This is a genomic window from Prevotella jejuni, assembly GCF_900187995.1.
GTDB classification, from domain to species: Bacteria; Bacteroidota; Bacteroidia; order Bacteroidales; family Bacteroidaceae; genus Prevotella; species Prevotella jejuni.
Map to the genome: position 1 here is coordinate 1 of NZ_FZNZ01000052.1, position 12,736 is coordinate 12,736.

The following is a 12,736-nucleotide window of genomic DNA, read 5'->3' on the forward strand; positions in this document are numbered from 1 at the left end:
ATACGATGTACACGCATGTCCAGATAGGTCTTGCTCAGACCAATTGGAACACTTACAAAGCGACGAATATGGCTGCCGTTACGATTGATATTATGACTTCCACATACAGGACAACAAAGTTTTTCCTTTGGAGTTTGGATTTCTAAAACTAAGTTATTATCTTCGTAGCGCAGTTTCTGACAATCTTGTTGGAAGACGCCTAAGGCGTTTTGCATTATGTTGGTATTCATGTTCTTGAAGTTTGGTCACTACAAAGATACATAATACTAGCTTTTTATATATAACTAATCAGAGATATCTATCCATTTAACGGAAGAACCTATTTTATTCGTTCTTCCAGCATGGGAATGAATGCTGCAGCATCAAAATCATGAAAACGTCCAATGTATTTTTTAAACACGATTCTACATATAACCATACCTCATCACAAAGATTATCGATCATTTCATCCTCAGATAATTTCAAAAAATTATCTAAAATCAACATTTGATCTATTACAAGTCTTTCTTTCTGTTTTATATACCGAGCATACGATTTTAAATTCCCCTCTACAATCTCACTTTCATAAAACAATCTCAAAACAATTAGCAACGCATTATGGTTACTTCCTTCTTTGCATAATTTGTTTGATATAGAATTTTGCCAAATTGTATCCTGTAGATTATCCATAAAATAGTCTACAACTCTGTTCAGTAACTCTAACTTTAATTGAGTCCCTGGATAATGCTGTTCGCACAATATCTTAAAAAAAACTGCCATAGTTTCATTCTTTAATGGAAAGTCTTATTTCCAGCAGGTAATTTACCATGCTCTTTATGATACTCTTTTAATTTCATTGTTTCTAAAAGCCTGTCTGCACTTTTAGCCTCTCCTGTATCAATATACTTCATATTTAATCCGGCCGTTTGTCCCTGTATAGCTTTTCCATCAGTTCCAATCATAACAGAAGTAGCCTTAGACTTATTTATTCTTGCCTCATCCATCCTTGTAGAAGAATATCTATTTGAGGATTTTTGAGATTCACCTATCTTATATACATTACCTTTATCAAGTCGAGTATAAGCAATGGGGTCTTTTTTCCCTTTTTCATAGACAGGATACCAACCGTCAGAAGAGGCTACAAGTTTGTAAACATCTAATCCTAGGATGTCCAACATATCATTAGCATCTTTCACATACCCGTACAACGTAGGATTGTTACCAGCCAACCCTATCGGGTCTTGGCTGATGTATGCTCCAGTCCTTGGGGCGTAGTAGCGGAACCTATTATAATAAAGTCCCGTCTCCTTATCCGCATATTGTCCCTGGTACTTGAACGGTATGAACGAAGAGGGGCGTTTCCGCTGTCGTCCGTAGATGTCAAGCTCCTGCTCCCATACCTTGTTGCCGTTATTGTCAAATGCCTGCAGGGGAGTGCCGAGGTAATCAGATACGATGGAGAAGCTCTCGCCGTTGGCAGCGAGCTTGGCAGCTGGAATAAACGTGTTCTGCTCAAATAGCCAGGTGGTGACATCTGCCTTTCCGGCATCAGCTGCAACTTCCTGCCACTCGTGCAGCGGAACGTTGCCGTCCCAAACGAACTGCGTGGTCGTTCCTGCAAAAGATTTTCGGATGCGGCGGCCGAGGGCGTCGTAGGCGAACGACACTTCCTTGCCGTCGGGGCGGACAACGCGGGCGAGCATGCCGTCGCTTTGCCAGTCGTAACGCCAGCCCGTGCCGAAGGCGCGGAAACGGATGCCCAGTTCGGTTTCGAGCCGCTCCTTATTAATAGGGGCGACAATGCCGCCGTGCAACACCATTTCCTTGAACTCCTTGAATACGAGGTTGCCCTCGCAGTCGTAGTGGTAGAAATGTTCGCGGTCTTCGGCCAACCGGCCACCGGCATCGTAGCGGCGGTCGTCCCTCTCGCGCGTTTCGAAGAGGTTGCCCATGCGGTCGGACACGCGGTATAGGCGTTCCACCTCGCCGCCGCGTTCGTACTCGGCCGAGATGAGGTTGTCGACCTCGTCGTAGTCGTACCGAGCCACGCGGCCCGAAATCTCGTCGCGCGCCACCAGCAGGCGGTTGCCCATGCTCCACGTATCACATACTCTTTCATTCAAAACACATTTGCGGTTCCGCTACACAATGCATATTTTGATGCCTGCTTTGGTACACATTTGTTTTACTCGTTTAAGAATATAGTCTTTTTCCTTTCTTGAAATATGTGAATCAAACCTCTTCTTATACCTAATATATCCTTTTCCTATTCCTGTCTTATCATCAAATTTTTCAAAATATTCGATGTTGTCTAAAGACTTCTCTTTTTTATAATCTTGATACAATTTGATATAAGATGAATATATGACAAAGTCGCACTCATCTGAAGATACCATTTCTGAATCAATATAGTAAGAAATTCCCGTAGAGGTTACATACTCAATACCTCCACGTCTTAATAGTGCCAAGAACTCTCCATTTTCTCCCCTTACCGTGTACTTTTCTTTATCCATAGCCTATTAATGATGAATTTGTTTAACTTTTATATTGCCATCTGCATCAATCCTATGTTCAAAGACGGGAATTCCTTTTTTCTTTAAAATAGGTAACTCATCTTGTTCCCAAACGCTATTTGCTCCTCTATATTTAGGCTCATAAATAAAGACATGAGCTTCACCTACAGTACTTCCTGCAAAGTCTTTAGAGGTTTTCTGCCATAAAGGTTTAGCTTCTGTCTCCCAATCTAAATTTTTAGTCCATTCTTCCAAGGCTTGACCGTGAGGGGTCATTTCTAAAATGGTGTCACCCTTTTGTTTTGCAAAAATCCTAGCAGCATTTTGAGCATCCACACCACCCGACCAAAATACATTTAATCCACAAACATCAATCTCATTGTTAGAGTCTTTAACACACGCATATAATGTCGGATTGCCACCTTTCAGACCTATCGGGTCTTGGCTGATATAACTCCCTGCATTCGGGTCGTAGTAGCGGAAACGATTATAATACAGTCCCGTCTCCGCATCCTCATATTGCCCCTGATACTTGAATGGTAGGAACGCGGATGGCTGTTTTCTTTGCCGCCCGTAGATGTCCAGCTCCTGTTCCCACACCTTGTCGCCCTGCTTGTCGTAGGCCTGCATGGGCGTGCCGAGGTAGTCGGACACGATGAAGAAACACTCACCGTTGGCAACCAGCTTGGCGGCAGGCACGAACGTGTCTTGCTCGAAGAGCCATGTGACCATCTCGCTTTCTTCCGTCCATTCGTGCAAGGGAACGTTTCCGTCCCACACGAACTGCGTGGTCGTTCCTGCGAAAGATTTGCGTATGCGCCTGCCGAGGGCGTCGTATGCGAACGACACTTCCTTTCCGTCGGGGCGCACGACGCGGGCGAGCATGCCGTCGCTCTGCCAGTCGTAACGCCAGCCCGTGCCGTAGGCGCGGAAACGGATGCCAAGCTCTGTTTCGAGCCGCTCCTTATTAATGGGGGCGATGATGCCGCCGCGCAACGCCATTTCCTTGAACTCCTTGAACACGAGGTTGCCCTCGCAGTCGTAGTGGTAGAAATGTTCGCGGTCTTCGGCAAGCCGCCCGCTGGCGTCATACTTGCGGTCGTCCTTCTCACACGACTCGAAGAGGTTGCCCATGCGGTCGGGCACGCGGTAGAGGCGTTCCACCTCGCCGCCGCGTTCGTACTCGGCCGAGATGAGGTTGTCGAACTCGTCGTAGTCGTACCGAGCCACGCGGCCCGAAATCTCGTCGCGCGCCACCAGCAGGCGGTTGCCCATGTCCCACGTGTAGCGACGGCGGAACTGCTCCACGTTGCGCGCACCGTCCAGATCGTGGTCCGTCTACCATCTGCTGGAAGTCAGTGTGAAAGTTTCCTCGATAGACAACCAAAAGACAGAGGCTTGCGCTTAGTCATGTAGACAATCATGATTCTATCCAATCGATGTAAATCGTTTATTCTTTAGGAATAAGGATTGGATTGTCATTCACTTCGTTGACAGAAATTCCTTGAGGAACAAACATAGCTCGGTTGTGAATCATAAAATTACCCTGTTTACCATCATAGTTGAGAATGGCATCAGGAAGAGCGATTAAATTATTTTGTGGCTTAGCTGAAATTTCTCTTGTCCCGTCAGGCAAAATATAATACCAGCAAACCTTTTGGCCTAATTTCTTTAGAATATTGTATACCTTATTTTTCCATTCTTTTTCTTCTTTGTCGTCTGTTTCATATGAATCTGCTATTCTTCCATGTTGTAAACAACCTTCTACATTTGTATCAGGTGTAGAACGTAAAAATTGCATTTGAGCCCGTCCCAATTGGAAAAAGTGATAATATCCGTTACGTATCTTATAACACTTACTCAATTCTTCTTTACTAATCAAGTCAAGGTTAACTATTGAGAAGAACTCACTGTTCAACTCTGTAACATCGCTAACCAAGCGCCCATTTACACATGCTTCAAAAGAGGGCTTTACATCTAAGAAGTATATGTTGGGATTACAAGCTCTCAATGTCTTACAAAACATTTTTTCGTCTTTTGTTGTCATAAACAACTGGCAATCTCTCATTCTTTCCATTGCTAATATTCTTTTAATGGCTAGACGTCTTCGCTTTGTTCATACTTAAATCACCGGGATCGTCTCCCTTGCCTATGGCAATTACAACAGTATCTGGGGCATCTGCTTTTATTCTATTAAGATTAGTGAATTCCCTTTTTGACATTCCATTGAAATTTCCCTTATCCACAGTATTAATGTGGACTATCTTGCCATCTGCTGTTTTGAACGTTAAGTCTGTATAAGAACCACCTTTGGTGCTACCTGGAATAGGTTTACTTGGCCTAATATAAACTTCTTTCATTTGGTTCCCAGCATCATCTAAGCCGCCACCTATATGGGTTGCACCGGGATTATCTGACATGAATTTGTCTTTAACCACTTCAATGTGATCTCTCGTTGCCTGATTTCCTCTTCTGCTTAATCCAAAAGGATCTATCAAATTATTTGAGTTTGACACATACATGTATAGGATTAGGCTTCCACCAGCCAATCCTATCGGGTCTTGGCTGATATAACTCCCCGCATTCGGGTCGTAATACCTAAACCTATTGTAATACAATCCAGTCTCTGCATCCTCGTACTGCCCTTGGTACTTGAATGGAATGAACGCGGATGGCCGTTTCCTTTGCCGCCCGTAGATGTCCAGCTCCTGCTCCCACACCTTGTTGCCCTGCTTGTCATAGGCTTGCAGGGGCGTACCGAGGTAGTCGGAGATGATGGAGAAACACTCGCCGTTGGCAACCAGCTTGGCGGCAGGCACGAACGTGTCTTGCTCGAAGAGCCAGGTGACCATGCTTTCTTCTGCTTCTTCCGTCCATTCGTGTAGGGGAACGTTGCCGTCCCAAACGAAGCGGGTGGTCGTTCCTGCGTATGTCTTGCGGATGCGACGGCCAAGGGCGTCGTAGGCGAACGACACTTCCTTTCCGTCGGGGCGCACGACGTGGGCAAGCATGCCGTCGCTTTGCCAGTCGTAACGCCAGCCCGTACCAAAGGCGCGGAAAGTGATGCCAAGCTCTGTTTCGAGCCGCTCCCTATTAATGGGGGCGATGATGCCGCCGCGCAACGCCATTTCCTTGAACTCCTTGAACACGAGGTTGCCCTCACAGTCGTAGTGGTAGAAATAGTCACGGTCTTCCGCCAGCCGGCTGCCCGCACCGTACTTACGGTCATCCTTCTCACGTGTCTCAAAGAGGTTGCCGATACGGTCAGGAATACGGTAGATGAACTCAACGTCATTCCCCTGCTTGTACTCGGCGGAAAGAAGATTGTCGAACTCATCATAGTCATAGCGGACCCTGCGACCCGTAAGACCGTCCTCGGTTGCATGAAGACGGTTGCCGATGCCCCAGGTGTAGCTGCGGCGGAACTGCTCGACATTGCGTGCACCCACCGACTTGTAGGTCTCACGTCCAAGGCTGTCATGATGTGTCTTTATATGCACTCCGCCTGTAAGTTCACGCTCCGTCTCCAGTCCTACCCTGTCACGCTGCCATCTGGCTGACCATCCTCCGCTGTTCATCTCACTGAGGTTACCATCCTTGTCGTGGGAATAGTCAATACTTGCACCAAGACTGCTCTCGGTGTGCACGTGACGTCCTGTACGGTCATACTTGCGCATGATGCAGTGCCCGCCCTGTGTCTCCTTCACGATCCGCCCTCCAAGGTCATGATTGAAGGCTACTTTTATTTCCTTGTTCTCAGCACGCAGCAGCTGTCCGTCCCCGTCATAGGCAAAGCGGCTTGTCCGACCGTCATGCTGTGTTTCCTGCAGGATATTGCCAACACCGTCATACTCATAGTCTGTCTGTCTTCCCTCGGGACGTATCACCCGTACCACCCTGCCGGCACCATCACGAAGGTACTTACGCTGCAGACCGTCAAAGCCAGTCTCCTCCACGACACGACCGAGTCCGTCAAGACGGAAGGAATAGCATTCTCCGCCCTCGTTGATAATCTCACGCAGCTGCAGCTCACCGTCATAACGGAAACGCACATGATGGTCGAGCTGACGCCTACCGATGAGCGTTCCCAACGGTCCGTACTCGAACTCCACCTTGCGCAGTCGGTCAGAAGCCATGACAAGGTTGCCCGATGTATCATAGGAGAACTCGTGCACATTGCCATCCGGTTCATGCAGACGTATCAGATTGTCAGCATCATCATAGCCATAGGAAGTCACGTTGCCTTTGACATCCGTAGCCTTGACAAGTCTTCCACGCTCATCATACTCCCATGTTCGGTGAATGCCATTTGGGAAGACAAGCTGCAGGAGTTCCTGCCGACTATTGAATTTCAACGTGTAGATGCGTCCCTCCATGTCAGTGATGGTCTTCAGTGCACCTCCTTCATAGGTATATCTGAAGCTGTTACCGTCTGACAGTGTGCGTTTTATCACACGGTCATACTCATCATACTCCCATGATGTTTTACGCCCAGTACTGGTAATAACGGACGTAAGGTTCCGACGTCCGTCGTAGGCAAGTCTTGTCTTCGCACCGTTTTCATCCGTCATCTCTACAGGAAGACCGAAGTTGTTGAATAGGGTACGGCGGCTGTAGCCTTCGGGGTTCACTACGACATCCAACTCCTTGAACTCATTGTAATGCTGGCGAGTAATACCGCCGTTGGCATCCACTATCTTGTAAATCAGCTTATTGTCGTGATAGTAGTATTCCGTTGTGTGCCCCAGTCCATTAGTAGTGCGAGTAAAGCCATCACCATACTCAATATAGTATTCCATTACGCCGTCATCACCCCAAGTATGAATACAGCGTGAGGCTTCCCCTTCACCGTCGTATTCCCAGTGAAAGCTCATACCTGACTGGTTGGTGAGCTTCACCAGCTGATGACCGTCATAATAAAAGAACTTCCTCGTACCAGAAGAATCCTCCGTGGAGATCATATTACCTGATGAATCATAGTGGTAGCCCACAAGAGGAATATCCTTGCCATTCGCTCGTCTGAAAATTTTCTCTACACGTCCTTGACAATCAGTATTTACATAGAGAGTCTCACCACGTGAATCAACGATTTCCTTCAGCGCCCCCTTTGTTGTATAACGGAAAAGAACGTGCCTTACCATCGATATGCCATTCTATTGACCATTCACGATTAACAAGAGCAGCATCTCTCTCAACTTCATAAGCAATATTTTTGCCTGAAGAGAAGTATTTGCCAGATTTCACTTCAACTCCTTGTTTTGCAGAGCGATCTGCAATGTCTAATCATCTTACTTTATAAAGAGGAAATCAAGAACAACAAAAGTTTTACAATGAAAAGTGAGTGTCCCAGCCGTATGGGTCATCTTTCAAAACTTTAAATACAGGGCGTGCTTCTTTTTTAAAGATAAATCTATAATAGACCTCATCTTCTTCTATTTCATCCGTTGGCTTGCCCATACAAATTTCAAACAACATACAATAACTACCTTCTTCAAAGCGATATGATTGTAATGTGTTCAAAGGGAAATAAATTCCTTTACTCTGTTCCTCTTCTATGGTTATTGCTGGATCTTTATATAATTTTACAGACTCAGATACAGTATTGATACTGAAGTCTGTTTCATTAGTTATCTCAAAAGGAATAATAGCTGACCTAATAGATGTTTCACTGGGTAATAACTCTTCTTTCTTATCAATAAGAAACCAGCAGCCAAAAGAGTCATCAACTAAAGGGTCTAGAACTACATAATTCTTATTCCAAATTATTCCTTTTTCAAGACTTTCTTCATCCCACTTTTGTATATCCTCATCAAAAGGGATAGATCGAATTATAATTTGATTATGAGAAACCAAGATGTTTTCTTTAATCATAGTTATCTATATTTATTTTTTAATTATTATTTTTACTTTTGTACCATTAGGATAATCTTTCAGAGCATTTCCAATGGCACTGCCAGCACCTCGGTTATCAGATGCACCAATATGTCTAATGTCAGCGTTTTTTCCTCCTTCCTTAAACATAGCCATAGGCCATTCATCTCTGTCAAGTTTCGGCTTAGTTTTAACTCCTCGCAATGATTTAGCTCTATTCTGTTTAGCTTTATCTCTTGCAATTGTTACGATGTCAGGTTTGCCCGATGCTATAGCATCTTCAATATGTTGACTTGTTTCTGGATAATTTGACTTGCTAATTGTAACTTCTACTTTGTGTGTATCAGCATCTACCTCTTTCACTGTGGCCTTGTTATTACACCCATTATGCACCAGCACTCCCTCTTCTGTGACATAATAGTTTTCATTGTCCTCAATCTCCAGATTATAGACCTCGACAAAGGTAGGGAAAATAATCTTATTCTCAATGACAACGATAGAATTATCTTTCAGTTGAAGAGTGTCATTAACATTAAGTTCTTCAATTGGAGTCCATTCGCCATTACTGAAGAAGCGGTGCTCGGGTGTTACTTCTATTGTCGTACCATTAGAAAGTTCCAAAGCACATATACGGCGCATTGCTTTTCTTCACCTTCTTGTATTCCCTGACAGACAGTCTACTCATTCATTATGATATTCAAAATATACTTTTAGGGAAATTAGTGCACAGATTGAAAACATAAGGAAGTTTATTTCCTTTCTATTTATCTTCTACTTGAATAGGAAAGGTGCTTAATTGAAGTACAAGTAAAATCTTACTTGAAGTTCAATTAAACACCTTCTCTTGCGCATTTTTTGTAACCTACCGACACTCTGCTTGTATCTAAGTTGATGAAAAGTTATTTCAATCCTTTCAATTTGAATCTATGTGAATAAAGAGCAAATAGGGGGCAAAAGTTGAATTAATACAGGTTTACAATATGAGATAAGAAACAACAGAATAATCAGATTTTATAAATATTCTTGTTATTCTTTCTCAAAGTTCTTCCCAGAAAAGTAATTCTTTATATGCTTACATTGTTCTCATTGCGTTGTCAGTCGTTAGCTAAAAATTTCTTTCTTTTAGGAAATCTACCTGTTATTGAGGAGCTTATCCCATTCTTCAAAACTGAGAGGTGGAAGTCCTTCTGCTTTTCGTTGGTTATTTTTTAATTCAACGGCTTTAGGCGTAATGGTTACACTGCCGTGTTTCATAACCTGGCGAATCTCTTCCTGAGTAGGCTGGGGCGAGGTTGTGAGATTATCTATAAAGCTATTCAGATCTGTACCCACCTGTGCCGGGTACTTCTGATTGCCTTCCAGTCCCCAGTCGTCTTCTTCATGGAACCAATAATAGATGCAGCCAGTATTCTTGTGCATACACAGCAAGTCTCCGCCATCAACGATTGCAATGGGGAAGAGTTCATCAGGCATTCGCCCTTCATATACTCCGATAGTGTGGATTATATCGTAGTTTTTCTTTGAAGAAAAGCCTAAGAAGTAATCAATTGAGAACTCAACGCTTTTCTTCTTGTAGTGATTCAGACGGGACATACAGACATTGTTTGTCAGTATGAATTCTTCAAAAACAAAGAGGGAGTCTACTCCGATAATTCTCTTCAACTCACTCATTTTCTCCATCATTACATTTGATGGTAATGATTCTAAAATGCGAAATGTATTCATTATATCTTGTTTTTAATTATGGTTCTACTGTAATTAGTGTGAGTTAACATATGTCTAGACCACCATAGAAGAATAGAATCGCTATCCGATAGCGTTCGGCAGTACCATATCCTCTGCCGATGGTCTTGATTTCTTCATACTGACTACAAAGATACGAATTTCGTGCCGCTTAATGCGGGATACGGCATGTTAATTCACACTAAATCCCGCAGAACCTTAATTATAATGTTTTACTATCTATACATTATGGTAATGTTCCGTTTCTTAATCCTGATGCTCCACCCGTATGTGGAAAATGCTGATGGATATCTTGTGGGATAAGCTGCATAGTTTTTCCATCCTCTACATGATGCCATACATAACCTTCTGGTGTACTCGAATATTTTACTCTCGCATTGGCTAAAGCTGCATCATGAGAATAGACACCAGTCATTCCTACGACATTGTCCGCTTGTTCTACTTTATAAGGGGAAAAATCAGGATATCCATTAGAATTATAGAGGACAGTATTTCCATCCCAATCTGTATAGCTCACTGACCCGTCTGCATTTACAACAGTTTTGGAATGGTCGATATTTTTATTAATTTCAGAAGGTTTCCGAGGTTTGTACCCATTATGCACCAGCACTCCCTCTTCGGTGACATAATAGTTTTCATTGTCTTCAATCTCCAGATTATAGACCTCGACAAAGGTAGGGAAAATAATCTTATTCTCAATGACAACGATAGAATTATCTTTCAGTTGAAGAGTGTCATTAACATTAAGTTCTTCAATTGGAGTCCATTCGCCATTACTGAAGAAGCGGTGTTCGGGTGTTACTTCAATTGTCGTACCATTAGAAAGTTCCAAGGCACACATACGACGTGTCATACGACGCATGACTTTTTTTACCTTCTTATATTCCTTCTCACCCGTTTCCTCATTGTATGTGAGCACAGGTACGCCAACTTCCAGTTTCTCTATGTCGGCAAGTCCCCACTGCGTATGAACCTTTGTACCTGCAGGGAAACAGACTGTTGTAGCACCTTTTCCAGCAATGAAATCAAGGATAAGTGCTATACCACTTGATAGTATCTTTTCCCAAATGGCCTTGTCCTCATCAGTCCAAATATCAACTTGTTCCATAATCGCACCAGAAAGGCCGAGTCCTTTCATGAGACGGCAGAATAATCCAGCTTTTTTCCATCCCTTAAAGTACTGAGCAAAATTGGATTTTGCAGCTGAAGCAAACTGAGAGCCAAATTCCTTGCCAAAATTTCCCACAGCTTCTGTTAGGGTAGAAGCTTCTGCAGCAGCAGCTCCTGACTGGAGTACCATTTCCGAGCATCCTCGACCAACAAGATATCCAAAGGCAAAATTGGATACATGCCCCAGATTTGTTAATGTTTGTTTTCCCCATGCCTCCCAGAATGTTGCTTTAGCTGTAATACAGCCGCCTTCTGCCGGACAACTCATCTGGGAAGAAAGAGTCAGTAGTGGTGCACCATTCAGTTTAGAACATTGAGATGTTGTATTGGGAATCCAAAAGCGAGTTGCTGCAGCAGCGGCGCACTTACTACCAGCTAAGACTAATGCTGCAACGATAACTACAGCAATAATTGCTGCAGCCACCCACCCTGGTCCTGGGACACCCATGCAAGCAGCGATAGCAAACGATGCAACTCCAACACCTACACCAGCAACGGCACCAGCTCCAAAGGCGACTGCCCCTGCACATACAAAATTAGCCTTCCTTTGAACATCCTTGCTCGTAGCTGCCAATGACCCGCTAAACTTCACACTTTTATGGGACTCCACACTGACATGGACGGGTTTAGCCCCCTTTGTACAGACTAAATAGTGCTGTTCTGTAAGATACTGTTCATTCGCCATCTTCGTGAAGTTTTAGATGTAGGTGGGTGTACAACGAATAATCCTTGCCGACTGTCTCACTCAGGCTGAGATTGGCTTCTTCCAATATCTCACCATCATTATGATAGTCTGCACGCATCTGATACTCCATATTCGCTCCTTTTGCATCAACGTTCTTGGTTATCTTCTCCACAGCACTACTATCATAAATCATGTCGCCCTTAAAATGTCGATCGGTCTTGCCATCAAACATGACACCCTTACTTGTTTTGTACGTACAAGCAAGTTCAATAGGAACGCATGAACCGAAGCGGTCAATATCACGATGCTTAAAGCGTTCTTCACGCATATATTTTCCAAATTGAAGGAAATAAGCATACATGAAGTGCATATAGCGAATATTGTTCATAAACAGTGGCTCATTGGCAAGTTCCTTCTCCTTTGCAAGGATTATCTCATACGAGCTCATGGGGTACTTGTAGGTAAGATACTCACGAACTTTCTCCCATTTGGAATAGACTTGCTCCCTATTATTAATCTTACGGAGAATCCCGTGGTCGCTGACCCAGAAGTCCAATTCGTCATATATGGCACTAATCTCATTCGTCGCCTCAATAATCTGAGCCACAGTGGCGTCATCATATTTCACTAACTTATTTGATAACTCACGCAGGCGGAAACGCCACCATTGCTGTTCCTTGTCTACTTCAAGGAACGTAAGTTCATGCCGACTCGTCATCTTGAAGTCACTATCAATGACCATAGCCTTGGAATGTCCTTCTGCGGTAAGGTCATA

General features: G+C 43.9%; 11 protein-coding genes and 1 pseudogene. All 12 read right to left on the reverse strand.

The window, feature by feature from the left end; translation table 11 throughout:
* Positions 1–230 (reverse strand): annotated as a pseudogene (locus CHB62_RS13495) (ISL3 family transposase); the annotation flags it as partial.
* Between the two features lie 94 nt (positions 231–324).
* On the reverse strand, positions 325–759 hold the full coding sequence (locus CHB62_RS13500; RefSeq protein WP_089367245.1) for an Imm44 family immunity protein: 435 nt from the start codon (positions 757–759) through the stop codon (positions 325–327).
* An 11-nt stretch (positions 760–770) separates the two neighbouring features.
* Entirely contained in the window at positions 771–2,072 is a 1,302-nt protein-coding gene (locus tag CHB62_RS14730) for an RHS repeat domain-containing protein (RefSeq protein WP_176414879.1), read from the reverse strand.
* Positions 2,073–2,120: 48 nt separating this feature from the next.
* A complete protein-coding gene (locus CHB62_RS13510; protein ID WP_025000578.1) occupies positions 2,121–2,492 on the reverse strand; it encodes a hypothetical protein in 372 nt (123 codons plus the stop codon).
* A gap of 6 nt (positions 2,493–2,498) precedes the next feature.
* Positions 2,499–3,800 carry an RHS repeat domain-containing protein gene (locus tag CHB62_RS13515; RefSeq protein ID WP_240616317.1) on the reverse strand — a complete coding sequence of 434 codons (1,302 nt, stop codon included), beginning with the start codon at positions 3,798–3,800 and terminating at the stop codon, positions 2,499–2,501.
* A 142-nt stretch (positions 3,801–3,942) separates the two neighbouring features.
* Positions 3,943–4,569: a DUF8467 domain-containing protein gene (locus CHB62_RS13520; protein WP_089367247.1), complete on the reverse strand. Its 627-nt coding sequence runs from the start codon at positions 4,567–4,569 to the stop codon at positions 3,943–3,945.
* Positions 4,570–4,582: 13 nt separating this feature from the next.
* Entirely contained in the window at positions 4,583–7,633 is a 3,051-nt protein-coding gene (locus tag CHB62_RS15435) for an RHS repeat-associated core domain-containing protein (protein WP_303395902.1), read from the reverse strand.
* 184 nt (positions 7,634–7,817) lie between these two features.
* Positions 7,818–8,363 carry a competence protein ComJ gene (gene comJ, locus CHB62_RS13530; protein ID WP_089367248.1) on the reverse strand — a complete coding sequence of 182 codons (546 nt, stop codon included), beginning with the start codon at positions 8,361–8,363 and terminating at the stop codon, positions 7,818–7,820.
* A 12-nt stretch (positions 8,364–8,375) separates the two neighbouring features.
* Positions 8,376–9,002 (reverse strand): polymorphic toxin-type HINT domain-containing protein, encoded by a 627-nt coding sequence (locus CHB62_RS13535; RefSeq protein WP_102048247.1) that lies wholly within the window; start codon positions 9,000–9,002, stop codon positions 8,376–8,378.
* Between the two features lie 492 nt (positions 9,003–9,494).
* Positions 9,495–10,088, reverse strand: coding sequence for an SMI1/KNR4 family protein (locus CHB62_RS13540; RefSeq protein ID WP_089367249.1), 594 nt, complete (start codon positions 10,086–10,088; stop codon positions 9,495–9,497).
* 244 nt (positions 10,089–10,332) lie between these two features.
* Positions 10,333–11,961, reverse strand: a complete 1,629-nt coding sequence (locus tag CHB62_RS13545; protein ID WP_089367250.1) for a polymorphic toxin-type HINT domain-containing protein — start codon at positions 11,959–11,961, stop codon at positions 10,333–10,335.
* Positions 11,951–12,736: hypothetical protein (locus CHB62_RS13550; protein ID WP_089367253.1), on the reverse strand; the 786-nt coding region annotated here is incomplete at its 5' end. The genes CHB62_RS13550 and CHB62_RS13545, both read right to left, overlap by 11 nt.

Coding starts and splice junctions, on each gene's coding strand:
- CHB62_RS15435 (WP_303395902.1), bottom strand. CDS start 7,633: ATGGTAAGGCACGTTCTTTTCCGTTATACAACAAAGGGGGCGCTGAAG.
- CHB62_RS14730 (WP_176414879.1), bottom strand. CDS start 2,072: ATGGGCAACCGCCTGCTGGTGGCGCGCGACGAGATTTCGGGCCGCGTG.
- CHB62_RS13520 (WP_089367247.1), bottom strand. CDS start 4,569: ATGGAAAGAATGAGAGATTGCCAGTTGTTTATGACAACAAAAGACGAA.
- CHB62_RS13535 (WP_102048247.1), bottom strand. CDS start 9,002: ATGCGCCGTATATGTGCTTTGGAACTTTCTAATGGTACGACAATAGAA.
- CHB62_RS13545 (WP_089367250.1), bottom strand. CDS start 11,961: ATGGCGAATGAACAGTATCTTACAGAACAGCACTATTTAGTCTGTACA.
- CHB62_RS13510 (WP_025000578.1), bottom strand. CDS start 2,492: ATGGATAAAGAAAAGTACACGGTAAGGGGAGAAAATGGAGAGTTCTTG.
- CHB62_RS13500 (WP_089367245.1), bottom strand. CDS start 759: ATGGCAGTTTTTTTTAAGATATTGTGCGAACAGCATTATCCAGGGACT.
- CHB62_RS13540 (WP_089367249.1), bottom strand. CDS start 10,088: ATGAATACATTTCGCATTTTAGAATCATTACCATCAAATGTAATGATG.
- comJ (WP_089367248.1), bottom strand. CDS start 8,363: ATGATTAAAGAAAACATCTTGGTTTCTCATAATCAAATTATAATTCGA.